The sequence below is a fragment of the Burkholderia sp. Ac-20344 genome (genome assembly GCF_017104975.1).
Lineage (GTDB): Bacteria > Pseudomonadota > Gammaproteobacteria > Burkholderiales > Burkholderiaceae > Burkholderia.
On sequence record NZ_JAAGPP010000123.1, the window covers coordinates 1 to 22,345 of the forward strand.

Sequence of the window (22,345 nt, forward strand, 5' to 3'; positions counted from 1 at the left end):
TCACTTCACCGCCGGTCGGCTCGATCAGCCCGGCGATGATGCGCAGCAGCGTCGACTTGCCCGACCCGGAACGGCCGAGCAGGCCGACGATCTCGCCTTCGCGCAGCGACAGGTTCGCATCGTCGAGTACGAGCAGTTCGCCCTGCGTCTTGTTGAAGCCGCGACAGACGTGATCGACGCGCAGGATTTCCTCACCGAGGCGCGGCGGCTGGTTCGTCTGGACGGGGGCGTTTACAGCATTCGGATTGTGCATCGCGTTTCGCTCTCAATCGGTCTCAGTCGAGCCGCAGCTTCGCTCCGGCGAAGGCATACAGCGGACGCCACAACAGGCGGTTGAACAGGGTGACGAACAGGGACATCACGGCGATGCCCAGGATGATCTTCGGAAAATCGCCGGCGGCGGTGGTCTGCGCGATATAGGCACCGAGGCCGTGCGCCTCGATCTTGGTATTGCCCCACTGCACGGCTTCCGACACGATGCTCGCGTTCCACGCGCCGCCCGAGGCGGTGATCGCACCGGTCACGTAGTACGGGAAGATGCCGGGCAGGATCGCCTGCCGCCACCACTGCCAGCCGCGGATGCGGAAGTTCGTCGCCGCTTCGCGATAGTCGTTCGGGTAGGACGTCGCGCCGGCGATCACGTTGAAGAGGATATACCACTGCGTGCCGAGCACGATCAGCGGCGACAGCCAGATGTCGGGGTTCAGGTGGAAGCGCGCGATCACGATCACGAACGCCGGGAACAGCAGGTTCGCCGGGAACGCGGCGAGGAACTGCGCGAGCGGCTGCAGCTTCTCGGCGAGCCGCGGGCGCAGCCCGATCCACACGCCGATCGGCACCCAGATCACCGACGCGATCGCGATCAGCACGACCACGCGCAGCAGCGTGATGAGCCCGAGCATGACCACATGGCCGACCTCGGCCATCGTCACGCCGGTCGACACGAAGCTGACGACACGCCACACGATATAGGCCGTGCCGACCAGCAGGAGCGCCGCCCACGCGATATCGACCGTACGCGACGCCTTCTTCTCGACTTTCGGCAGCGTGAAGCGCATCGCGCCCGACAGCGGCAGGCGCAGCGGAATCCGCGCGGCCTTCGCGAAGAACCAGCCGGCCGGCACGAGCAGCTGATGGATCAGGCGCGTGCGGCGCACGAGGTCGAGCAGCCACGATTGCGGCGCATCGCCCGACGCGGTGTTTTCCATCCGGAACTTGTCGGCCCACGCGATGAGCGGGCGGAACAGGAACTGGTCGTACGCGAGGATCACGACCGTCATCGTGAGGATCACCCAGCCGATCGCACCGAGGTTCTTGTCCGAGATCGCCTGCGCGAGATACGCGCCGATGCCCGGCAGCGTGATGGTCTGGTTGCCGACGGTGATGGCCTCCGACGCGACGACGAAGAACCAGCCGCCCGACATCGACATCATCATGTTCCAGATCAGGCCCGGCATCGAGAACGGCACCTCGAGCTTCCAGAAGCGCTGCCACGAGGTCAGGTGGAAACCGCGCGACACCTCGTCGAGGTCGCGCGGCACCGTGCGCAGCGACTGGTAGAAGCTGAACGTCATGTTCCATGCCTGGCTCGTGAAGATCGCGAAGATCGCCGCGAGCTCGGCGCCGAGCACGCGGCTCGGAAACAGCGCGAGGAAGAACGTGACCGTAAACGAGATGAAGCCGAGCACCGGCACCGACTGCAGGATGTCGAGGATCGGGATCAGCACCATGCCGGCTCGCCGGCTTTTCGCCGCGAGCGTGCCGTAGATCAGCGTGAACGCCAGCGACGCGACCATCGCGGCAAGCATCCGCAGCGTGGTGCGCAACGCGTATTCGGGCAGGTTCGACGGGTCGAGCGAGATCTTCTGCGTCTGCAGGGTGCCGATCGGCGCCATCGTTTCGTGGAAACCGACGACCGCCATCGCGATCAGGCAGATGATCAGCGGAAACGCGATGAAATCCCACCGGTTCGGCAGGACGCGCCACGCGGACGCGTTGGCGGTCCGGTTCGGATTGAAGAATCCGACGTCCATCAGGCGCCCTCCCCGGTAAGGCCGAACGAAGCCGGCAGTCGATGTTGATTCATGGCAAAGCGCACGGGTGCGGTAATTCGATTGAGACGATCGCGCGCGAGCGCGATGCGCCGTGCGCGCATGCGCTGCCGCGCCCCGGACGAGCCGGCCCGCGACGGCACGACACTACACCAACCTGTATTTCAGGTACAACCGTCCGGGAACGGCGCAGGCGGCGCACCGATCGTGCCTGGCGCGCAGGCGGACGGGGGTGCGCGGGGCGAGCAGCCCGGCCGCCGTCCTTCCGCCGGCATGCAGGCCCGAATTATGCCGTGATCCGGCCCGCCCGGGAACCCGCCAGCCGCACGCTCGCACAAACCATGTCGGGCGTCACCAGCCGGATACGACTAACCGGGTATGATCAGGGCTGGCCCTCGGGGCCTGTTGCAGACGGTCCGACGGCAACGCATGTGCGTTCCCGATGTCAACAGGCCCTGGGGATCGATCGACGAGCGGGAGGAAAGGGAATGGCAGGAAACTTGGTGATCGTCTGCCGCGATCAGGATGCCGACGCGTTCTACGAACTGATGCAGGAGTACGGGTCGTTCCAGACGCGGCTGTCGTCGACGGCATGGTACCTGAACATGAACGTCGTGCCGGAATCGCTGCAGGAGGAAATCCTGGAGCGCCTCGGCCGGTATACGACCGTCTACATCTTCGAGGCCACCAGCGTGACCTACAACACCATCGACAGCAACGCGGCCGAGACGCTCGGCACGCTGTTCGGCGAATGATGCCGCGCGGCGCCAGCCTGGCCAGGCCGGCGCCGCAGCCGCTCATGCGGCCTGTGCGTGGGGTTCGTCCTTCGGCACGACCTCGAACGGGAACGTCATCGCGACGCGCAGGCCGCCTTCCGGGCGGTTGCCGATGTCGCACGCCCCGCCCAGCCTGAGGACGAGCCGCTCGACGATCGCGAGCCCGAGCCCGCTGTGGCCGTTGCCGCCGCGCGCGGGATCGAGCCGCACGAACGGCCGCGTGGCCGCCGCGAGGTCGCGGGGTGCAATCCCGCCGCCGCTGTCGCTGACCGACAGCACGTAGCCGGCCGGCGTGCGCGCCGTCTCGACGAGCACGGGCGGCGCACCGTACGCATGCGCGTTGTCCAGCAGGTTCGACAGGATCCGGTCGAGCGTCGCCGTCGGCAGCCGGAAGCCCGGATCGGCGTCGAGCCGGGTCTGGACCGCCGGTGCGTTCGGCGCGACCGCGCGATAGCTGCGTGCGATCCGCTCGCACGCCTGATCGACCGGCACCGGCTCGCTGCGATCGGACCCTCCGTGTGCAAACACCAGGAATTGATCGACGATGTGCGACATCGAATCGACGTCGCGCACGACGCCGTCGCGCAACCGGACGTCGTCCATCATTTCCGCCCGCAGCCGCATCCGCGCAAGCGGCGTGCGCAGGTCGTGCGCCACGCCCGCCAGCATCACCGCCCGGTCGCTCTCGGCCTGCGACACCTGTTCCACCATCTGGTTGAAGCCATGCGTGAGCTGGCGCAGCTCGCGCGGGCCGCGCTCGCGCAGCGGCGGTACCGGCTGGCCGCGGCCGAAGCGCGCGACCGCGCGTGCCAGCGAACGCAGCGGCTGCTGCAGTTGCCAGGCTGCAAACAGCGCGGCGATCACGCCGGCCGAGAAGATCGTGCCGAGCCACAGCAGCATCCGGTCGAGCGAACGCGGCGGCCGCAGCGGCTGCACCGGCACCACGATCCAGTTGCGGTCGCTCGGCTCCTTCACCCACAGCACCGGCGGATGGCCGGGCGCGCCGATCTCGACGCGCGTGCCGGGCGGCATCCGCTCGCTCACGTCGTCGCGGAACCGCTTGAGCGGGGCCGGCAGGTTCGACGGGTCGCTGTTCGGCACGTCGGCGCTGTCAGGCGCCACGAGCCGCACGCGCGACGGCAGCGGCTGGTCAGGCGTGCGCTCGACGTGCTGGCGCACCGCGTCGACCAGGAACGCGGCCTCTTCGACCGCGTAGCGCGTCTGCATCTGGTTGCGCTCGAGCCGTATCGCGAAGAACCACGCGAAGTGCGACAGGAGCAGGACACCGACGACGAGCAGCGCGAGCCGCCCGAACAGCGAATCAATGGGTTTGCGCATGGGCCTCGCCGTCGGGCACGAACACGTAGCCGCGCCCGCGAACCGTCTGGATGAAGCGCGGCGTCGACGGATCCGTTTCGAGGATGCGGCGCAGGCGCCACACCTGAACGTCGATGCCGCGGTCGGTACCGTCGTACTCGGGCCCGTGCAGCAGCTCGAGCAGCCGCTCGCGCGTGAGCGTGCGCAGCGCATGGTTCACGAAGATCTTCAGCAGCGCGAATTCGCTGCTCGACAGCGTGGCCGGCTTGCCGTCGACCGACAGCGTGCGCGCCTGGAAGTCGAGCACGAAGCGGCCGAACGCGAACGGCTCGCGCTGTTCGGGTGCCGCCGCCGACGGCGTCGCACGGCGGCGGCGCAGCACGGCCTGCACGCGCGCGAGCAGCTCGCGCGGGTTGAACGGCTTGCCGAGGTAGTCGTCCGCGCCGAGCTCGAGCCCGACGATGCGGTCGACGTCGTCCGCACGCGCGGTCAGCATGATCACGGGGATGTCGTCGCCGGCCGCGCGCAGCTGGCGCAGCGCGGTCAGGCCATCGACGCCCGGCATCATCAGGTCCAGCACGATCAGGTCGGGCCGCTCGCGCTCGAGGCGCTTCTCGAGCGTCGCCGCGTCGTGCAGCACGGACACTTCCATCCCCTGGCGCACGAGATAGTCGCGCAGCAGGTCTCGGAGTTCTTGGTCGTCGTCGACGATGAGGATCTGGGTAGTCATGGCTCGAAGTTTACCGCGCGAGGGCGGAGTCAAAGAACGAAACAAAGGGATGAAAGGGTTACTGCGGGTTACCGCGCAAGGGAACTGTAATGCGCGGTAACCGGGCCACTGCCCCACGTAACACCGGCCGGAGCCCGCGTCGCTAACCTGCGTCTTACCGGATGCGGTACACGGCTTTCCCGGTACCGCATCGCCGGACCCTTTGGATACAAGGAGTTTCTGAAATGTATAAGAAGACTTCCCGCGTGGCCATCGCGGCCGCCACCGTGCTCGCTCTCGCATTCGGCACCGCGCAGGCCGCGCAGCCCAACGACATGCCGCCGCCGGGCGGCCCCGGCATGCACCAGATGCACGGCGGGCACGACGGCGGCCCGTTCGGCGTGATCATGAAACTGCACGACCAGCTGAAGCTCAACGCGTCGCAGGAACAGCAATGGCAGGCGGCCGTCAACACGATGAAGCAGAACCATGATGCGATGCGCAAGAGCCACGCGCAGATGCGCGAGCAGTTCAAGGCGCAGCAGAACCAGCCGATCCTCGACCTGAGCGCGATGCACTCGGCACGCCAGCAGGCCGAGGCGCAGAACGCGCAACTGCGCGAGCAGACGTCCGCCGCGTGGCTCACGTTCTACAACGGGCTGAACGACCAGCAGAAGACCACGGTCAGCACGGCGCTCAAGCAGCAGTTCGCGAAGATGGAGCAGCGCCACGAGAAGATGAAGGAGCGTTGGGAGCAGCATCGCGCGGCCAAGGCCGCGTCGGCACCGGCGCAGTAAGCCGGCTAGCCGCTCCCCGGAGCGGCATCGAAGGGGACGCGGGCACCGGCCTGCGCCCCTTTTTGCGTTTCAGGCGACGTCGAACAGCAGCACCTCGGCCGCCCGGCCGCGCGCGAACGCCACCGCGTCCACGCCGCCGATCCGCGCGCCGTCGCCCGCGCCCAGCGCGCGACCGTTCACCTCGACGTCGCCGCGCACCACGTGCACGTAGGTGCGACGCCCGGCCGGCACGTCGAACGCCACCGCCTCGTCGCCGTCGATCAGCCCCGCGAAGATGCGTGCGTCCGCCCCCATCGACAGCGCGCCGTCGCCACCGTCCGGCGCCGCGACGAGCCGCAGCCGCCCCCGTTTCTCATCGTCGGCGAAGCGCGTCTGCACGTAGCCGGGCCGGCCGCCCGCACCGGCCGGCGCGAGCCAGATCCGCAGCAGGCGCAGCGGCCGGTCACACGACGCATTGGTTTCGCTCAGCATGATGCCGGTGCCGGCACTCATGCGCTGCACGCCGCCCGCGCGGACAATCGCCCCGTTGCCGAGGCTGTCGCGATGCGCGAGCGCACCATCGAGCACGTAGGTGACGATTTCCACATCGCGGTACGGCCGCATCCCGCAGCCGCGGGTCGGCGCAATGCACTCCTCGTTCAGTTCGCGCAGCGCGCCGAAGGCCGGCGACCCGCCCCGGCCGGACATACCAGGAAAGCTGTGAAGGAATTCGTACCAGCCATGGCTGCGCTGGTCGCGATCGGCGGCACGGCGGATCTGGAACATGGGACGGGCACTCCGTGAGATGCGTGGCTCTGGCATGCCGTCACTGTATGAGTGAGCCAATCGAACCACAATCCGCCGCCTGCGCACCGCATCGTTGCACCCGCGGATGCAATCAATGCAATGCCCATTGCGAATACGACGATTATCGCAACAGCCGGATCAATGCGTCGAAGAATCGATCGGTCGGCCCGGATTGCCGGTTTCCGGGTATCGCGTTCGGGTAAAATACCGCCCTTTTGGCGTTCGCCGTTCCGGCGGCCGCCATCGCCAGCGCGCCGATCGGCGAATTTTGGCCGTCTAGAATACGCCGCGGCGCCTGGTCCGACCGGCCGCGAGCGCTCCCGGAAAGTCAGCAACAGAAGGATGGAAATGAAGAAGGCCGCCCTGTGCGCCGCCCTCGCCCTCATGGCGGGCAGCGCCTTCGCGAAGGAGTGGAAGACCGTGCGGATCGGCGTCGACGCCAGCTACCCGCCGTTCGAGTCGACCGCGCCGAGCGGCGAGATCGTCGGTTTCGACGTCGATCTCACCAAGGAAGTCTGCAAGCGCATCAACGTGAAATGCGTGTGGGTGGCGCAGGATCTCGACGGGATCATCCCGGCGCTGAAGGCGAAGAAGTACGACGTCATCGTGTCGTCGCTGACCGTCACGGACAAGCGCCGCGAACAGATCGACTTCTCCGACAAGGTATACGACGCGCCGGCGCGGATGATCGCGAAGACCGGCTCGCCGCTGCTGCCCACCGTCGCGTCGCTGAAGGGCAAGCGCGTGGGCGTCGAGCAGGGCTCGACGCAGGAAACCTACGCGAAGGCGTACTGGGAGCCGCAGGGCGTGACGATCATTCCTTACCAGAACCAGGACCAGGTCTACACCGATCTCGGCTCGGGCCGCCTCGACGCGACGCTGCAGGACGAGCTGCAGGCCGACTACGGCTTCCTGCGCACGCCGCGCGGCAAGGGCTTCGCGTTCGCCGGGCCGGAAGTGAAGGATCCGAAGACGATCGGCGACGGCACCGCGATCGGCCTGCGCAAGGAAGATACCGACCTGAAGCTCAAGATCAACCAGGCGCTGGCCGACATGCACAAGGACGGCACGTACGACCGGCTGTCGCACAAGTACTTCGCGTTCAGCGTCTATTCGGCTTCGGCCCGCTGAGCGCCAAACAGAAGAAGCAACGGATGCGGGGGCGGCCCCGTGTCCGGGCAGTACAGGCAGTCAACCACGCGCCGCCCGCCCCCTTGCCCGCCGCTCGCGCGACGGGCGGGCCCGGCACCGATGCCGGGGCGGACGGTCATGATACGTACGGGGCGTTCCGCGCAGCTTGGCGGACGCGTCTTTCGCGGCGCACCGCGTGCGCCCTAAGGGACCACACCAGGGACCACATATGTTTCTACAAGGTTACGGCCCGCTGATCCTCGCTGGCACCTGGCAAACCGTCAAACTGGCGGTGCTTTCGCTTGCGCTGTCGTTCCTGCTGGGCCTGCTCGGCGCGGGCGCCAAGCTGTCGCGCAACCGCTTCACGAACGGCGTCGGCACCGTCTACACGACGCTGATCCGCGGCGTGCCCGACCTCGTGCTGATGCTGCTGCTGTTCTACAGCCTGCAGATCTGGCTGAACATGGCGACCGACGCGCTCGGCTGGGACCAGATCGACATCGACCCGTTCCTCGCCGGCGTGCTCGTGCTCGGCTTCATCTACGGCGCGTACTTCACCGAGACGTTCCGCGGCGCGTTCCTGTCGGTGCCGCGCGGCCAGCTCGAGGCCGGCAGCGCGTACGGGATGACGAGCTGGCAGGTGTTCTCGCGAGTCATGTTCCCGCAGATGATGCGCTTCGCGCTGCCGGGCATCGGCAACAACTGGCAGGTGCTCGTGAAGTCGACCGCGCTCGTGTCGATCATCGGCCTCGCCGACGTCGTGAAGGCATCGCAGGACGCCGGCAAGGGCACGCTGCGGTTCTTCTTCTTCACGCTGATCGCGGGTGCCGTCTACCTCGCGATCACGACGATCTCGAACTTCGTGCTGATGTGGCTCGAAAAGCGCTACTCGACCGGCGTCCGCAAGGCTGACCTATGATCGACCTCATCCAAGAATACTGGCGCAACTACCTCTACACCGACGGCTACCGCATCACCGGCGTCGCGATCACGCTGTGGCTGCTGGTCGTGTCGATCGGCCTCGGTTTCTGCCTGTCGGTGCCGCTCGCGGTTGCGCGCGTGTCGAAGAAGAAGTGGCTGTCGGGCGCCGTGTGGCTCTATACGTACGTGTTCCGCGGCACGCCGCTCTACGTGCAGCTGCTGCTCTGCTACACGGGCCTCTACAGCCTGCAGGCCGTGCGGGGCACGCCGATGCTCGACGCGTTCTTCCGCGACGGGATGCACTGCACGCTGCTCGCGTTCACGCTGAACACCTGCGCGTACACGACCGAGATCTTCGCGGGCGCGATCAAGGCGACGTCGTACGGCGAGATCGAAGCCGCACGCGCGTACGGGATGTCGCCGTTCACGATGTACCGCCGCGTGATCCTGCCGTCGGCGCTGCGCCGCGCGCTGCCGCTGTACAGCAACGAAGTGATCCTGATGCTGCACGCGACCACCGTCGCGTTCACCGCGACCGTGCCGGACATCCTGAAGATCGCCCGCGATGTCAACTCGGCGACCTACATGTCGTTCCATGCGTTCGGCATCGCCGCCCTGCTCTACCTCGTGATCTCGTTCACGCTCGTGTGGCTGTTCCGCCAGGCCGAGCGCCGCTGGCTCGCGTATCTGCGCCCGCAAGGCAAGTAAGTTTTCGCAGGACTATATGAATTCCCAGACTCAGAAGCTTTTCGTCGACGATCTGCACAAGCGGTACGGCGACAACGAGGTGCTCAAGGGCGTGTCGCTGAGGGCGAACTCGGGCGACGTGATCAGCGTGATCGGCTCGTCCGGCTCCGGCAAGAGCACGATGCTGCGCTGTATCAACTTCCTCGAGCAGCCGAATGCGGGCCGCATCTTCGTCGACGGCGAGGAAGTGCGCACCGCGCTCGACAAGACGGGCGCGCTGCGCGCGGCCGACACGAAACAGCTGCAGCGCGTGCGCACCAAGCTGTCGATGGTGTTCCAGCACTTCAATCTCTGGTCGCACATGAACGTGATCGAGAACGTGATGGAAGCGCCCGTGAACGTGCTCGGCATCCCGAAGAAGGAAGCCGAAGATCGTGCACGCGAGTATCTCGAGAAAGTCGGCCTCGCGCCGCGCGTCGAGAAGCAGTATCCGTCGCACCTGTCGGGCGGCCAGCAGCAGCGCGTCGCCATTGCGCGCGCGCTCGCGATGCACCCGGACGTGATGCTGTTCGACGAGCCGACGTCGGCACTCGACCCGGAGCTGGTGGGCGAAGTGCTGAAGGTGATGCAGAAGCTCGCCGAGGAAGGCCGCACGATGATCGTCGTCACGCACGAGATGGGCTTTGCCCGCAACGTGTCGAACCACGTGATGTTCCTGCACCAGGGCCGCGTCGAGGAAGAAGGCGTGCCGTCCGAGGTGTTCGCCAACCCGAAGAGCGAACGCCTGCGCGGGTTCCTGTCGGGCAGCCTCAAGTAACGTACGCCGCACGAGCGGGCGCCCGCGGTTCGCCGCGCGGCGCCCGTTTTGCGTTTACGCGGCGCTCACCGGCGCGCTGTCGGCGAACGCGCGCAGTTCGTCGCCCGCGAGCCGGTAACGCACCCATTCGCTCTGCGGCGCGGCGCCAACGCGCTCGTAGAAGCGGATCGCCGGCTCGTTCCAGTCGAGCACGCTCCATTCGAAACGCCCGCAGCCCGACTCGACCGCGATCCGCGCGAGCGACTTCAGCAGCCGCAGCCCGGCGCCCGCGCCGCGAAAACGCGGCGACACGTACAGATCCTCGAGATACAGCCCCTGCCGGGCGAGCCACGTCGAATACGAGAAGAAATACACGGCGAAGCCGGCCGGCTCGCCGTCGACCTCGCACATCAGCGCGCGCGCCGGCGATCCGTCGCCGAACAGGCTGCGCTCGAGCGACGCGGGCGTCGCGACCACTTCGTGTTCCGCCTTCTCGTAGATGGCCAGCTCGGTAATGAAACGCAGGATTTGCGGCACGTCGGCGACGGTGGCGGAACGAATGTCGATTTGCACGGTATGGGCCCTCCTCCGGCCCGGACTTGAAACGGGAAGCGGCGCCACGCAACCGCGCTGGCGCCAATCAGATCGTCATGCTACGGTCACGCAGCGCCTGCAGAAAGTGCAGTTTCTTCATCCGGACCTGAACATGATGCATCCCGATCTGCGCCGTCTCGACCTGAACCTGCTGCTCGTGTTCGATGCGCTGTACCGTCACCGGTCCGTCGCCGCGGCCGCGCACGAGCTCGCGTTGAGCCCGTCCGCGCTGAGCCACGCGCTCGCGCGGCTGCGCGACGCGATCGGCGATGCGCTGTTCGTGCGCCTCGGCAACGAGATGCAGCCGACCGTACGCGCCGACGACATCGCCACCTGGGCCGGCGACGCGCTCGACGCGATGTCGAAGGGCCTCGCCCGCGCGCGCCGCTTCGATCCCGCGCAAAGCGACCGCACGTTCGTGTTCGCGGCGACCGACTACACCGCATTCGCCGTGCTGCCGGCGTTTCTCGCGCGCATCCAGCACGTCGCGCCCAAGTTGCGGATCCGCGTCGTGCATTCCGACCGGAAGATATCCGTCGACGAGCTCGCGACCGGCCGCATCGATTTCGCGCTCGGCTACCACGAGGAATCCGCGGCCGACGCGCCGGGCATCGAGGACTTCGACTGGTTCTCCGACGACTACGTCGTGATCGCGAGCACCACGCATCCCGACATCCGCCGGCGGCTGACGCTCGACCAGTACCTGGCGGCACGCCACGTGGTCGTCACACCGTGGAACGAGTCGCGCGGTGTCGTCGACCATGTGCTCGACAAGCTCGGCCTCGCGCGGCAGGTCGCCGTGCAGTTGCCGACCGTGCTGGCCGCGCCGTTCGTGATCGCGGAATCCGCGTTGCTGATGACGGTGCCGAACCGCGCCGCGCAGGCGCTGCGGCACGCGGCGCCGATCCGCATCTTTCCCGCGCCGTTCGAGATCCCGCGCTACACCGTGAAGGTCTACTCGCACGCGAAGCATGCGCGCACCGATGCGCATCGCTGGATTCGCGCGCAGTTGCTCGACGCAAGGCCGGAGCCTGCCTGACCGAAGCGCGCCGGCGCACCGCGTTGCGCGTTGCAGGGCCCGCGCTACGGGCACTGGCCGGCGACATCCGGCAGCGGCTCATTCATTACGAAATACTTACCCATTCCTCGTATCCGGCGCTTACGCCCGCGCCCCCCGCAACGTCAATAGTGGCAATCCTTGACCCCTGTTTGCGAAAGTCGTGTCTCCCTTGCGGGACAAGGGTTTTCCGTTAATTGCAAACCCTTGGCGCACCTGTTGCGCACCGTGTTGCATGGCAATTTGGCGACAGGTGTTAGTCAAACAACGATTTCCATCGCCACAAAATTGTATTTTTGCTAAATTAGTAACCAAAGTAGCAAAACGAAGTTCGTGAAATGTAGTTTAGCTTCACGACACTACAAGGAGACCCCGCAGGCCGACCCGGCTGCGCGGGACCGCTCAACGGTTTTCCGTCTGCTTGCCCGCGTGCCGCGCTTACCGGCCCTGCACGAGGTCTCCCTGGTTATCCCGCTTTTGCCCGGCGCCCGCGCTCCGGGCATCTTGTGCAGTCTGGGTTGACTTTTTGACAGGGTATGGAGGAGATGATGAAGAAAGCTTTGGTCGCGGCCGCGCTGATGGCTGCTGGGGTGGTTACGGCGCACGCGCAGAGCAGCGTCACGCTGTATGGTCGCCTGGATGCCGGCCTCGAGTACCTGAACGGCCTGCAGAACGGCCACCAAGTGCGCGCGGAGAGCGGCGACTGGGGCACCAGCCTGTGGGGCTTGAAGGGCAGCGAAGACATCGGCGGCGGCAACAAGGTCCTGTTCCACCTCGAAGGCGCGTTCAACACGATGACGGGCGGCTTCAGCGGCTCGATCTGGGATCGTTTCGCGACCGTCGGCATCTCCAACGACCGCTACGGTACGCTGCTGCTGGGTCGCGAACTCGCGATCGCAAACGGCGTGTGGGACTTCGATCCGCTGGGCCAGTCGAGCTGGTCGTCGGCATCGCTCGTGCGCGGCCGCAACTGGAACAAGACCAGCAACAACGTGTCGTACCAGTCGCCGCAGTTCTACGGCTTCGACTTCTACGGCCAGTTCGCGTTCTCGAACTCGACCAGCTTCAACGGCAACACGACGGCCGGCCAGCCGGGCCGCGCAGCCGGCGCACAGGTCACCTATACGAATTCGCTGTTCCAGTTGCGCGGCATCTACGACGAAACGCGCGACAGCAACGGCCGCTTCTCGGACGTGTTCAACTACTCGCGTGAATACTTCGCTGGCCTGAACGTGTTCCTCGGCCAGTTCAAGCTTCAAGCGGCTTATCAGTCGTCGCACGCGGACGGCAGTGGCGGCCCGGCCGTCAACAACGGCATCACCGGCACCCAGCAGGTCTGGGGCGGCGTGACGTGGCAGGCAACGCCGGCAGCGGCACTGATCGCGGCCGTGTACCACGTGAATGCGAACCACGGCGGCGGCAACGCGAACATCTATACGGTCGGCGGCTCGTACAACATCTCGAAGCGCACGCTGTTCGACCTGCAGGTCGCGACGGTGCGCAACAGCTCGACGGCCAACTTCGGCCTGAACGCGAACGGTGCAGGCACCGCCGTGTCGACGGGCAACCCGCATCCGGGCGGCAGCCAGACCGGCGTCTACGCCGGCATCCAGCACCTGTTCTGATCAGGCGCCGTCAAAGAACGATTCGACAACACTTTCCACGCTGCTGCGAGAGGCGCGTATCGGTGCGGTACCCAACCGGGTATCGCACCGTTTTTTATTGGCGGGCCGGCTTAGGGCCCGTCGACGAATGCGGCGCTCAGACGGCCGCTTCGTTCTCTTCGCCGGTGCGGATGCGGATCACGCGCTCGACGTCCGACACGAAGATCTTGCCGTCGCCGATCTTGCCGGTGCGCGCCGCACCGATCACCGCATCGATCACCTGGTCGACCTGCGCTTCCGCGACGACCACCTCGATCTTCATCTTCGGCAGGAAGTCGACGACGTATTCGGCGCCGCGGTACAGCTCGGTATGGCCCTTCTGGCGGCCAAAGCCCTTCACTTCCGTCACGGTCAGGCCCGTGAGACCCACTTCGGCGAGCGCTTCGCGGACTTCGTCCAGCTTGAACGGCTTGATGATGGCAGTGATGCGTTTCATGGTGGTTGTCCCCCAATGCTCGTTTGGATGAAAAATCGCGACCCCGATTGTAAGCCTGCGAGCCGCATGCGGCCCAGCACGGCTCAATCGAGACGTTCGGTAAAACGCGACGTGATCGGGTAGCGCCAGTCGCGCCCGAATGCGCGATGCGTGACGCGAATGCCGATCGGCGCCTGGCGGCGCTTGTATTCGTTGATCTTGATGAGCCGCGTCACGCGCTCGACGTCGGCCTGCGCATGACCGGCCGCGACGATCTCGGCGAGCGGCCGGTCTTCTTCCATGTACATCCGCATGATCGCGTCGAGCACGTCGTACGGCGGCAGGCTGTCCTGGTCGGTCTGGTTCTCGCGCAGCTCGGCCGACGGTGCGCGCGTGAGGATCCGCTCGGGGATCACGTCGCGCAGCGCGTAGTCGGCCGTCTCGTTGCGATAGCGGCAAAGCCGGTACACGAGCGTCTTCGCGATGTCCTTGATCACCGCGAACCCGCCGGCCATGTCGCCGTACAGCGTGCAGTAGCCGACCGCCATCTCGCTCTTGTTGCCGGTCGTCAGCACGATCGAGCCGAACTTGTTCGACAGCGCCATCAGCAGCGTGCCGCGGATGCGCGCCTGGATGTTCTCCTCCGTCGCGTCTTCCGCGCGGCCCGCGAACTCGCCCGCGAGCGCTGCGCGGAAGGCATCGAACATCGGCGCGATCGCGATCTCGTCGTAGCGCACGCCGACGCGTCGCGCCATCTCCGCCGCGTCGGTGGTCGAGATGTCGGCCGTGAAGCGCGACGGCATCATCACCGCGCGCACGCGCTCGGGCCCGAGCGCATCGCAGGCGACGGCGAGCACCAGCGCCGAATCGACGCCGCCCGACAGCCCGATCAGCACGCCCGGAAACCCGTTCTTGCCGATGTAGTCGCGCACGCCCGTCACGAGCGCGCGGTACACCTGCGCGTCCGTCGGCAGCTCGGGCGCGATCGCGCCCGGCAGCGGCCGCGCGCCGTCGAATTCGACGATCGCGTGCCCTTCGTCGAAATGCGGCATCTTCGCGACGAGCGCGCCCTGCGCGTCGAGCACGAACGAGCCACCGTCGAACACGAGCTCGTCCTGGCCGCCGACGAGGTTCACGTACACCATCGGCAGCCCGGTTTCGCGAATCCGCGCGCGCAGGATGTCGAAGCGCACCGCTTCCTTGTTCATGTGGTACGGCGAGCCGTTCGGGATCAGCAGCACCTGCGCGCCGGCCGCCTTCGCGATCTGCGCGGCCGATGCGTGCCATGCATCCTCGCAGATGATCACGCCGTATTTCACGCCGTTCAGCTCGAACACGAGCGGCTCGGCGTCGGTCGCGAAGTAGCGCTTCTCGTCGAACACCTCGGCGTTGGGCAGATCCTGCTTGCGGTAGGTGCCGACGATCTGGCCGCCGACGATCAGCGAGACCGCGTTGTAGGTATCGGTCGGCGGCACGCCGCGCTCGATCGGGCGGTTTGCATTACCATCGACGGCTGGCGCGTGCGCGCCTTCGCCCGCGCCGCGCAGCGGATGGCCGACCAGCACCGCGAGCCCGTCGAATGTCTTCAATTCGTCGGCAAGCGCGTCGAGTGCCGAGGCCGCCGCCGCATAGAACGCGGGCCGCAGCAGCAGGTCTTCCGGCGGATAGCCGGACAGCGCGAGTTCCGGCGCGACCATCAGCTGCGCACCATCGTTGTGCGCGGCGCGTGCGGCCGCGACGATCCGTGCGACGTTGCCGGCGAAGTCGCCGACCGTGACGTTGATTTGGGCGAGAGCGAGTCGGGTCTTCATGGCGGGATCGGCGCAGCCCGGCGGCGCGCCCTGAACGGCTGACGAAATCGTCCCGGTGCGGGCCGCACAGGCCCGCGCATCCGGCGACACAGAACGGTACGGATTCACGCTTGAAACACGAACGCATCGATTATCGCACGGGCATCCTGTCGTCCCCCGCGGAGGTGCCGGCCGAAGAATGGAACGCGCTGCTCGCCCGCGACGCGCAGCCGACGCCCTTCCTGCGCCACGAATTCCTCGACGCGCTGCACGTCGCGCGCTGCGCGGTCGACGATACCGGCTGGTCGCCGCACTTCGTCACGCTGACCGACGAGCGCACCGGCCGCCTCGCGGCCGCCGCGCCCGTCTATGCGAAACAGCATTCGTACGGCGAATACGTGTTCGACTGGGCGTGGGCCGACGCGTACCAGCGCAACGACCTGCCCTACTACCCGAAGCTGCTGTGCGCGGTGCCCTTCACGCCCGTGCAGGGCACCCGCCTGCTCGCGGCCGACGACGACGCGCGCCGCCGGCTCGCGGCCACGCTGCTCGCGTTCGCCGAGCAGAGCGACGTGTCGTCGCTGCACGTGCTGTTCCCGACCGGCGACGAAGCGGCGCTCCTCGAATCGATGGGGATGATGCTGCGCGAAGGCGTGCAGTTCCACTGGATCAACGACGGCTACCGCCACTTCGACGATTTCCTCGGCACGCTCGAGCAGAAGAAGCGCAAGAACATCCGCGCGGAGCGCCGCAAGGTGCACGATGCCGGCGTGACGTTCCGGCGGCTCACCGGCGACCGGATCACCGACGCCGACTGGCGCTTCTTCTCGCGCTGCTATCGGCAGACCTATCGCGAACACTTTTCGAGCCCGTACCTGAACCTCGACTTCTTCCGCACGATCGGCGCGACGATGCCCGAGAACCTGCTGCTCGTGATCGCGGAAACCGACGGCCAGCCGATCGCGAGTGCGCTCGCGGTCTACCGGCGCGGCGAAAACGGCGGCGGCACGCTGTACGGCCGCTACTGGGGGGCGCTCGAGCACGTGCCCTGCCTGCATTTCGAAACGGCCTACTACCAGTTGCTCGAATTCTGCATCGAGGCCGGGCTCGACACGTTCGAAGGCGGCGCGCAGGGCGAACACAAGCTCGCGCGCGGCTTCCTGCCGACCGTCACGCATTCCGCGCACTGGCTCGCGCACCCGGCGTTCTCGGACGCGGTCGCGCGCTTTCTCGAACGCGAGACCGAGCATATCCACGCGTACGTCGACGAACTGCGCGAACACGATCCGTTCCGGCGCGGCGCCGAGTAACGTCATCACGCGCGCCGGCATGCGGCGAAGCCACGACCGGCTTCGCCGCATGCCACGCGGCTTCCCTTCGGCTCAGTGCGCGGCGAGCGTCACCGTCGTCGACAGCGCCTGCGGGTCGCGCGACGAAGCCGCCGCCGACAGCCCGTAGCTGCCCGCGCCGATCCGCCACGCGTGCGCATTCGCATCCCAGACCGCGAAGCGCTGCGCCGGCACCGCGACGCTGGCGGACCGCGCCTCGCCCGGCTGCAGCGCGACCTTGGTCCAGCCGACGAGCCGCTTCGGCGGCTCGCCGAGCGACGCGGGCAGCGCCGCGTAGATCTGCACCGTCTGCGCACCGGCCCGCGCGCCGGTGTTCTTCACCGTCACGCCGACCGTCACGTTGCCCGCTGCGTCGGCCTGCGCGGTCATGCCCGACAGCGCATACGTCGTGTACGACAGCCCGTAGCCGAACGGGAACAGCGGCTCGATCGCCTTCGCGTCGAACCAGCGATAGCCATACGCGAGCCCTTCCGCATAGACGGCCTGCGTCTTCGCCGGGTCGATCGCCGGCTGCGGCAGGTCGCCCTCCTGCTTCGGGAACGTCAGCGGCAGCCGGCCCGACGGGTTCGCATCGCCGAACAGCAGGTCGGCGATCGCCTGGCCGCCCTGCGTGCCCGGATACCATGCTTCGAGCACCCCATGCACGTTCGCGAGCCACGGCATCAGCGCGGGGCTGCCGTTCTCGAGCACAACGATCACGCGCTTCGCCTTCGCCGCGACCGCGGCGATCAGCGCGTTCTGGTCGTATTGCTGGTTGTACGGATCGGCCTTCGCATCGGGCAACGACAGGCTCGCGAGGTCGAGCCCTTCCGTCTGCCACTGCGTCGCGAACACGATCGCGACATCGGCCTGCGCGGCCGCGCTCGCCGCGGCATTCGCGTCGGTCCCGTCGAGATAGCTGACCGATGCGTTCGGCGCCTTCGCGCGAATCGCCGCGAGCGGCGCGGACTTGTACCAGGTCGCACAGCCGCCGAACAGCGTGTCGGCCGGTTGCTGGCAGGTCGTCACCGCATTGCCGTCGATCGCCGGCACCGCGCCCGAGCCCCCGCCCGACAGCACGCCCGCGTCCGCATGCCCGCCGATCACGACGACCGACTTCAGCGCGCCGGCCGCCAGCGGCAGCACCGGCTGCGCATCGCCTGGCGCGGCCGCGTTCTTCAGCAGTACCGCGGATTGCCGCGCGATCGCGAGCGCATCGGCGTTGCCGGCCGCTTCGTCGATCGCGCCGCCCGGCTTCGGCGGCGCGCCGCTGTATGCGACGCTCGGCATCGGCGCCGCCGATCTCGCCGACGACGCGCGGCGCATCCCCGGCGACCGACACGTCGCCGCGATGCGGCTGATGAGCGAATGGCCGTTGTCCTGGCATCGGCCGACGCCGCAGGTCGTGCCGTGACTCGCGCCGTTCCCGGAGCTCGCGGGCGTCACCTGCAACGCCGCGACGCTGCGCGACGCGCTGCACGGCTACCTGCGCTACCGCGAACTGATCGGCAACGTCGACTGGGTGTTCGCGCACGAAACCGGCGGCGCGATCGCGCTCGAGTATGTGAACGAGGGCGGCGGCCGGCCCGCCAGCAGCGCGTTCGCGAATTTCGCGATCCTCGCCGCGCTTGCGCGCCTGTACGATCCGTACGCGCAGGTCGACGAAGCCGCGTTCGAGGGCCGCGCGTTCGCGCCGCCGGCCGCGCTGCGCGACCTCCTCGGCGCGGCGATGTCGTTCGATGCCGCGCACAATCGCGTCGTGCTGCGCTCCGCGCGCTTCGACACGCCGTTCGAGCGCTACAACGCGCCGCTTGCGGACATCCAGCGTCATGCGGCCGACGCCGCGCGCGAGCGCGTGCGCGCCCGCTCGACGTTCGGCTCGTCGGTCGAGCAATGCGTGCGCGACTGGCTGCGCACCGCCGACGACGCCGACGTGCCGTCCGACACGCTGATGGAGCACGTCTGCACGCGCTTCGCGATGTCGCGCTGGACGCTGCGCCGGCGGCTGCATCGCGAAGCGGTCGGGTTTCACGCGCTCGTCGCGCAGGCACGGCTCGGCGAAGCGCGCGACCTGCTGCTGAACACGCAACTGCCGATCGGCGAGATCGGCGTGCGAGTCGGCTTCCGTTCGACGAGCGCGTTCACGCGCTTCTTCACGCGCGAACTCGGCGCGGCACCGAGCCGCTTCCGCGACGGGCACGGCGATCGGTGGCGTTGACGGGCGCTTTTTCTGAGACACTGACGGCTTCGCATCCCGCCGCCCCGCCATGTCCTGGTTTCTGTATCTGATCGAATGCGCCGACGACAGCGTCTACACGGGCATCACGACCGACGTTGCCGCGCGCTTCGACGAGCACGCATCCGGCAAGGGCGCGCGCTACACGCGCTCGCGCAAGCCGCGTGCGGTGCTCGCGTCGTTTCCGCTGCCCGACCGGTCGAGCGCGTCGCGCGCCGAATACTGGGTGAAGCGGCTCACGCCCGTGCAGAAGCGTGATCTGGCAGCCGGGTTGCGGACGCTGGAGTCGGTGCTGCCGGCCGGCGTGACGATCGCCGGGCTCGGCGATGCGACGCAGCCGCCTGCGCACGGACAAAGGAAAGCGAAGAAAGGGAACACCGCCGATGCGCCGAAGGCGGTTGACGACACAAGGGCGGGAAAAACAACGAAGGGCGTGAAGGCTGCGAAGCCGGCGAAGGCCAAGGAAGCCGTGCCAGTCGCGAAATCCGTCAGGAAACCGAAGGTCGAAAAAACCGCTTCCGGCGAGCAATCCGCCAAGTCCACCCAGTCCGCGAATAAGGCGAAAGCCGCACCGGATGCAAAGCGTGCGAAGGTCGACGACGCTACGGCCGCGAAGCCCCCATCGTCGCGCCGCGCATCGACGCAAAAGGACAAGCCCGCAATCCGCACGCGACCGAAACGGAAAGCATTGGCTGCCGACGGCAAACCCGGCCAGCGCGAGCGAAGCGATAACCCTCCCGCACCGGCACTTCGCCGCACATCGACCACGAAGGTCGCCGGATCCGGCCTGGCCACCCCAGCCCCCCGCCGCGGCGCGGCAGGCTCGACTCGCGCGAAAGCCGCACCCAAGCCCGCCGCACCGCCCGCGTCCACCCGCACGAAAACAACGCGCACAAAACAAAACCGCGCGGCCTCCTGAGGAGACTCGCGCGGTTTGCGTTTCGCACGAACCGGCCGGCGGCCGGTACGCCGCTTACTTCTTGTAGTTCGCTGCGCCGTCGGTGATTTCCTTGTGCGCGGCTTCGATGCCGGCCCAGCCTTCGACCTTCACCCACTTGCCCTTCTCGAGCGCCTTGTATTGCTCGAAGAAGTGCTTGATCTGGTCCTTCAGGTACTCGGGCACGTCGTCGATCGACTTCAGGTTTGCCGTCATCGGGCAGACCTTGTCGTGCGGCACCGCGACCAGCTTCGCGTCAACGCCCGATTCGTCGGTCATCTGCAGCATGCCGAGCACGCGCGAACGCACGATCGAGCCGGCCAGCAGCGGGAACGGCGTGATCACCAGCACGTCGACCGGATCGCCGTCGCCCGACAGCGTCTGCGGGATGTAGCCGTAGTTCACCGGATAGCGCATGCCCGTGCCGATGAAACGGTCGACGACGAGAAGGCCCAGTTCCTTGTCCGCCTCGTACTTCACCGGATCGCTTTGCGCGGGAATCTCGATGATCACGTTGAAATCTTGCGGCAGGTCCTTGCCGGCCGGAACATGATTGAAGCTCATGAGCACTCTCTGTAGGTCGATGGGAATTCGGGACAGGGCGCCGCGGCCGATGCATCGCCGCAGGCGTCCCGCAAGGGAATGCGCCATTATAGCCAATCGACCGGTGGCGTCCGGATGACGATCGGCGCGATAATCGTTCCGGATGCCCGGGCGTGGAACCACCGGACGCGTTGCACGGGATCGGCGTCGGCGCTGAAGCGCGGTGGTCAGTCGACCGCGAAGCATGGGACCCGGGTAAGCGCTGAAGTGCTGACTCGGGTCGACCGCGAAGCATGGGACCCGAGTAAGCGCTAAAGCGCTAACTCGGGTCGACAGGAGCTGGCATGGAAGAGGCGAAGCACTTCATCGCGGGCGAATGGACGTTGCCCGCGCAACTGGAAACCATCGCAGTCATCGATCCATCCGACGGCCAGCCGTTCGCGTCGATCGCCCGCGGTACGGCACCCGACATCGAGCGCGCAGTCGCCGCGGCCCGCGACGCATTCGCGGGCCCGTGGGGCGCAACCAGCGCCGCCGAGCGCGGCCGCGTGCTGATGCGGCTGTCGGCACGCGTGGCCGATTCCCTCGAGGAACTCGCCGCGATCGAAGCGCGCGACACCGGCAAGCCGCTGAAGCAGGCACGCGCCGACGCAGCCGCGCTCGCACGCTACTTCGAGTTCTACGCGGGCGCCGCCGACAAGCTGCACGGCGAAACCCTCCCCTATCAAGCGGGCTACACGGTGCTGACGGTGCGCGAGCCGCATGGCGTCACGGGCCACATCGTGCCGTGGAACTACCCGATGCAGATCTTCGGGCGCAGCGTCGGCGCCGCGCTCGCGGCCGGCAACGCATGCGTCGTCAAGCCGGCCGAGGATGCGTGCCTGTCGTTGCTGCGCGTCGCCGAGCTGGCCGCCGAAGCCGGGTTGCCGGCCGGTGCGCTCAACATCGTCACCGGCTACGGCCATGAAGCGGGGGCCGCGCTCGCCCGCCATCCCGGCATCGACCACATCTCGTTCACGGGTTCGCCAGCCACCGGCAAGGTAGTCACGCAGATGGCGGCCGAGAACCACGTGCCCGTCACGCTCGAACTCGGCGGTAAGTCGCCGCAGATCGTGTTCGCCGACGCCGATCTCGAAGCGGCGCTGCCCGTGCTCGTGTCGGCGATCGTGCAGAACGGCGGGCAGACCTGCTCGGCCGGCAGCCGCGTGCTGATCGAACGCGCGGTGTACGAGCCGCTCGTCGAGCGGCTCGCCACCGCATTCAACGGGCTGCGCGTCGGCCCGAGCCGCGCCGACCTCGACTGCGGCCCCCTGATCAACGCGAAGCAGCAGCAGCGCGTATGGGATTTCCTGTCCGACGCGCAGCACGACGGCATTCCGATGGCCGCGCATGGGCAGGTCGTCGCCGACGCGCCCGAAAGCGGCTTCTACCAGGCGCCCGCGCTGTTGCGCGACGTGCCGCCAGCGCACCGGCTCGCGCAGGAGGAAGTGTTCGGCCCCGTGCTCGCCGCGATGCGTTTCGTCGACGAGGACGAAGCCGTCGCGCTCGCGAACGGCACGCCGTACGGCCTCGTCGCGGGTATCTGGACGCGCGACGGCGCACGCCAGATGCGTCTCGCACGGCGCCTGCGGGCGGGCCAGGTGTTCATCAACAACTATGGCGCGGGCGGCGGCGTCGAGCTGCCGTTCGGCGGCGTCGGCCACTCGGGGCATGGTCGCGAGAAAGGCTTCGAGGCGCTGTACGGCTTCACTGCACTGAAGACGATCGCGATCCGGCACGGCTGAACGCGCGGCAAGCAGCACACGGCACG

The 22,345-nt window shown here is 67.6% G+C and carries 20 protein-coding genes and 2 pseudogenes; 12 read left to right on the forward strand and 10 right to left on the reverse strand.

Annotated features, from left to right (window positions below; genetic code table 11):
• Both G3N64_RS29505 and G3N64_RS29510 read right to left on the reverse strand, forming a co-directional pair.
• Positions 1-253: ATP-binding cassette domain-containing protein (locus G3N64_RS29505; protein WP_205787234.1), on the reverse strand; the 253-nt coding region annotated here is incomplete at its 3' end.
• Between the two features lie 22 nt (positions 254-275).
• On the reverse strand, positions 276-2,033 hold the full coding sequence (locus tag G3N64_RS29510; RefSeq protein WP_205787236.1) for an ABC transporter permease subunit: 1,758 nt from the start codon (positions 2,031-2,033) through the stop codon (positions 276-278).
• 506 nt (positions 2,034-2,539) lie between these two features.
• On the opposite strand from G3N64_RS29510, the gene G3N64_RS29515 reads away from it, so the two are divergent.
• Positions 2,540-2,806: a hypothetical protein gene (locus G3N64_RS29515; protein WP_027786765.1), complete on the forward strand. Its 267-nt coding sequence runs from the start codon at positions 2,540-2,542 to the stop codon at positions 2,804-2,806.
• Positions 2,807-2,848: 42 nt separating this feature from the next.
• Here G3N64_RS29515 and G3N64_RS29520 read toward each other — a convergent pair whose 3' ends face one another.
• Both G3N64_RS29520 and G3N64_RS29525 read right to left on the reverse strand, forming a co-directional pair.
• On the reverse strand, positions 2,849-4,165 hold the full coding sequence (locus G3N64_RS29520) for an ATP-binding protein (protein ID WP_205787238.1): 1,317 nt from the start codon (positions 4,163-4,165) through the stop codon (positions 2,849-2,851).
• Positions 4,149-4,874, reverse strand: a complete 726-nt coding sequence (locus tag G3N64_RS29525) for a response regulator (protein ID WP_009693256.1) — start codon at positions 4,872-4,874, stop codon at positions 4,149-4,151. Before G3N64_RS29525 ends, G3N64_RS29520 begins: the two co-directional genes overlap by 17 nt.
• 224 nt (positions 4,875-5,098) lie before the next feature.
• On the opposite strand from G3N64_RS29525, the gene G3N64_RS29530 reads away from it, so the two are divergent.
• Positions 5,099-5,650: a periplasmic heavy metal sensor gene (locus tag G3N64_RS29530; RefSeq protein ID WP_205787240.1), complete on the forward strand. Its 552-nt coding sequence runs from the start codon at positions 5,099-5,101 to the stop codon at positions 5,648-5,650.
• A 69-nt stretch (positions 5,651-5,719) separates the two neighbouring features.
• Here G3N64_RS29530 and G3N64_RS29535 read toward each other — a convergent pair whose 3' ends face one another.
• The gene (locus G3N64_RS29535) at positions 5,720-6,415 is read right to left on the reverse strand and encodes a pirin family protein (protein WP_205787242.1); all 696 of its coding nucleotides are present in this window, start codon (positions 6,413-6,415) and stop codon (positions 5,720-5,722) included.
• Positions 6,416-6,784: 369 nt separating this feature from the next.
• Here G3N64_RS29535 and G3N64_RS29540 point away from each other — a divergent pair, with 369 nt between their 5' ends.
• The 4 genes from G3N64_RS29540 to G3N64_RS29555 all read left to right on the forward strand — a co-directional run bounded on the left by G3N64_RS29540 (position 6,785) and on the right by G3N64_RS29555 (position 9,992).
• On the forward strand, positions 6,785-7,567 hold the full coding sequence (locus tag G3N64_RS29540; protein WP_205787244.1) for an ABC transporter substrate-binding protein: 783 nt from the start codon (positions 6,785-6,787) through the stop codon (positions 7,565-7,567).
• 229 nt (positions 7,568-7,796) lie between these two features.
• Entirely contained in the window at positions 7,797-8,486 is a 690-nt protein-coding gene (gene hisQ / locus G3N64_RS29545; protein WP_205787246.1) for a histidine ABC transporter permease HisQ, read from the forward strand.
• Positions 8,483-9,196, forward strand: coding sequence for an ABC transporter permease (locus G3N64_RS29550; protein WP_205787248.1), 714 nt, complete (start codon positions 8,483-8,485; stop codon positions 9,194-9,196). Before hisQ ends, G3N64_RS29550 begins: the two co-directional genes overlap by 4 nt.
• A gap of 16 nt (positions 9,197-9,212) precedes the next feature.
• The gene (locus G3N64_RS29555) at positions 9,213-9,992 is read left to right on the forward strand and encodes an ABC transporter ATP-binding protein (protein ID WP_205787249.1); all 780 of its coding nucleotides are present in this window, start codon (positions 9,213-9,215) and stop codon (positions 9,990-9,992) included.
• Between the two features lie 54 nt (positions 9,993-10,046).
• Here the strand turns inward: G3N64_RS29555 and G3N64_RS29560 are convergent, their stop codons facing one another.
• On the reverse strand, positions 10,047-10,544 hold the full coding sequence (locus G3N64_RS29560) for a GNAT family N-acetyltransferase (protein ID WP_205787250.1): 498 nt from the start codon (positions 10,542-10,544) through the stop codon (positions 10,047-10,049).
• A 133-nt stretch (positions 10,545-10,677) separates the two neighbouring features.
• Between G3N64_RS29560 and G3N64_RS29565 the strand changes: the two genes are divergently transcribed.
• Together G3N64_RS29565 and G3N64_RS29570 are read left to right on the forward strand one after the other, a co-directional pair.
• Complete coding sequence (locus tag G3N64_RS29565; RefSeq protein ID WP_205787251.1) at positions 10,678-11,604, forward strand: LysR family transcriptional regulator; 927 nt, start codon at positions 10,678-10,680, stop codon at positions 11,602-11,604.
• A 563-nt stretch (positions 11,605-12,167) separates the two neighbouring features.
• Positions 12,168-13,247, forward strand: a complete 1,080-nt coding sequence (locus G3N64_RS29570) for a porin (protein WP_205787252.1) — start codon at positions 12,168-12,170, stop codon at positions 13,245-13,247.
• A 136-nt stretch (positions 13,248-13,383) separates the two neighbouring features.
• Here the strand turns inward: G3N64_RS29570 and G3N64_RS29575 are convergent, their stop codons facing one another.
• Complete coding sequence (locus G3N64_RS29575; RefSeq protein WP_006398637.1) at positions 13,384-13,722, reverse strand: P-II family nitrogen regulator; 339 nt, start codon at positions 13,720-13,722, stop codon at positions 13,384-13,386.
• Between the two features lie 83 nt (positions 13,723-13,805).
• Positions 13,806-15,512 (reverse strand): NAD+ synthase, encoded by a 1,707-nt coding sequence (locus G3N64_RS29580; protein WP_205787253.1) that lies wholly within the window; start codon positions 15,510-15,512, stop codon positions 13,806-13,808.
• 110 nt (positions 15,513-15,622) lie between these two features.
• On the opposite strand from G3N64_RS29580, the gene G3N64_RS29585 reads away from it, so the two are divergent.
• A complete protein-coding gene (locus G3N64_RS29585; RefSeq protein ID WP_205787254.1) occupies positions 15,623-16,801 on the forward strand; it encodes a GNAT family N-acetyltransferase in 1,179 nt (392 codons plus the stop codon).
• Between the two features lie 72 nt (positions 16,802-16,873).
• On the opposite strand, the pseudogene G3N64_RS29590 reads toward G3N64_RS29585, so the two are convergent.
• A pseudogene (locus G3N64_RS29590) lies at positions 16,874-18,085 on the reverse strand (glycoside hydrolase family 3 C-terminal domain-containing protein); the annotation flags it as partial.
• On the opposite strand from G3N64_RS29590, the pseudogene G3N64_RS29595 reads away from it, so the two are divergent.
• A pseudogene (locus G3N64_RS29595) lies at positions 18,084-19,037 on the forward strand (helix-turn-helix domain-containing protein); the annotation flags it as partial. The pseudogenes G3N64_RS29590 and G3N64_RS29595 overlap by 2 nt on opposite strands.
• Positions 19,038-19,086: 49 nt before the next feature.
• The gene (locus G3N64_RS29600; RefSeq protein ID WP_205787255.1) at positions 19,087-19,974 is read left to right on the forward strand and encodes a GIY-YIG nuclease family protein; all 888 of its coding nucleotides are present in this window, start codon (positions 19,087-19,089) and stop codon (positions 19,972-19,974) included.
• Between the two features lie 54 nt (positions 19,975-20,028).
• On the opposite strand, the gene ppa is transcribed toward G3N64_RS29600, so the two are convergent.
• Positions 20,029-20,556, reverse strand: coding sequence for an inorganic diphosphatase (gene ppa, locus G3N64_RS29605; RefSeq protein WP_011352863.1), 528 nt, complete (start codon positions 20,554-20,556; stop codon positions 20,029-20,031).
• 323 nt (positions 20,557-20,879) lie between these two features.
• Between ppa and G3N64_RS29610 the strand changes: the two genes are divergently transcribed.
• The gene (locus G3N64_RS29610) at positions 20,880-22,319 is read left to right on the forward strand and encodes an aldehyde dehydrogenase family protein (protein ID WP_205787256.1); all 1,440 of its coding nucleotides are present in this window, start codon (positions 20,880-20,882) and stop codon (positions 22,317-22,319) included.
• Positions 22,320-22,345: the final 26 nt, after the last annotated feature.

What these genes read in the sequence shown, in the direction of transcription:
- G3N64_RS29510 (WP_205787236.1), bottom strand. Translation starts at nt 2,033, where the DNA reads ATGGACGTCGGATTCTTCAATCCGAACCGGACCGCCAACGCGTCCGCG.
- G3N64_RS29515 (WP_027786765.1), top strand. Translation starts at nt 2,540, where the DNA reads ATGGCAGGAAACTTGGTGATCGTCTGCCGCGATCAGGATGCCGACGCG.
- G3N64_RS29520 (WP_205787238.1), bottom strand. Translation starts at nt 4,165, where the DNA reads ATGCGCAAACCCATTGATTCGCTGTTCGGGCGGCTCGCGCTGCTCGTC.
- G3N64_RS29525 (WP_009693256.1), bottom strand. Translation starts at nt 4,874, where the DNA reads ATGACTACCCAGATCCTCATCGTCGACGACGACCAAGAACTCCGAGAC.
- G3N64_RS29530 (WP_205787240.1), top strand. Translation starts at nt 5,099, where the DNA reads ATGTATAAGAAGACTTCCCGCGTGGCCATCGCGGCCGCCACCGTGCTC.
- G3N64_RS29535 (WP_205787242.1), bottom strand. Translation starts at nt 6,415, where the DNA reads ATGTTCCAGATCCGCCGTGCCGCCGATCGCGACCAGCGCAGCCATGGC.
- G3N64_RS29540 (WP_205787244.1), top strand. Translation starts at nt 6,785, where the DNA reads ATGAAGAAGGCCGCCCTGTGCGCCGCCCTCGCCCTCATGGCGGGCAGC.
- hisQ (WP_205787246.1), top strand. Translation starts at nt 7,797, where the DNA reads ATGTTTCTACAAGGTTACGGCCCGCTGATCCTCGCTGGCACCTGGCAA.
- G3N64_RS29550 (WP_205787248.1), top strand. Translation starts at nt 8,483, where the DNA reads ATGATCGACCTCATCCAAGAATACTGGCGCAACTACCTCTACACCGAC.
- G3N64_RS29555 (WP_205787249.1), top strand. Translation starts at nt 9,213, where the DNA reads ATGAATTCCCAGACTCAGAAGCTTTTCGTCGACGATCTGCACAAGCGG.
- G3N64_RS29565 (WP_205787251.1), top strand. Translation starts at nt 10,678, where the DNA reads ATGATGCATCCCGATCTGCGCCGTCTCGACCTGAACCTGCTGCTCGTG.
- G3N64_RS29570 (WP_205787252.1), top strand. Translation starts at nt 12,168, where the DNA reads ATGATGAAGAAAGCTTTGGTCGCGGCCGCGCTGATGGCTGCTGGGGTG.
- G3N64_RS29575 (WP_006398637.1), bottom strand. Translation starts at nt 13,722, where the DNA reads ATGAAACGCATCACTGCCATCATCAAGCCGTTCAAGCTGGACGAAGTC.
- G3N64_RS29580 (WP_205787253.1), bottom strand. Translation starts at nt 15,512, where the DNA reads ATGAAGACCCGACTCGCTCTCGCCCAAATCAACGTCACGGTCGGCGAC.
- G3N64_RS29600 (WP_205787255.1), top strand. Translation starts at nt 19,087, where the DNA reads ATGTCCTGGTTTCTGTATCTGATCGAATGCGCCGACGACAGCGTCTAC.
- ppa (WP_011352863.1), bottom strand. Translation starts at nt 20,556, where the DNA reads ATGAGCTTCAATCATGTTCCGGCCGGCAAGGACCTGCCGCAAGATTTC.
- G3N64_RS29610 (WP_205787256.1), top strand. Translation starts at nt 20,880, where the DNA reads ATGGAAGAGGCGAAGCACTTCATCGCGGGCGAATGGACGTTGCCCGCG.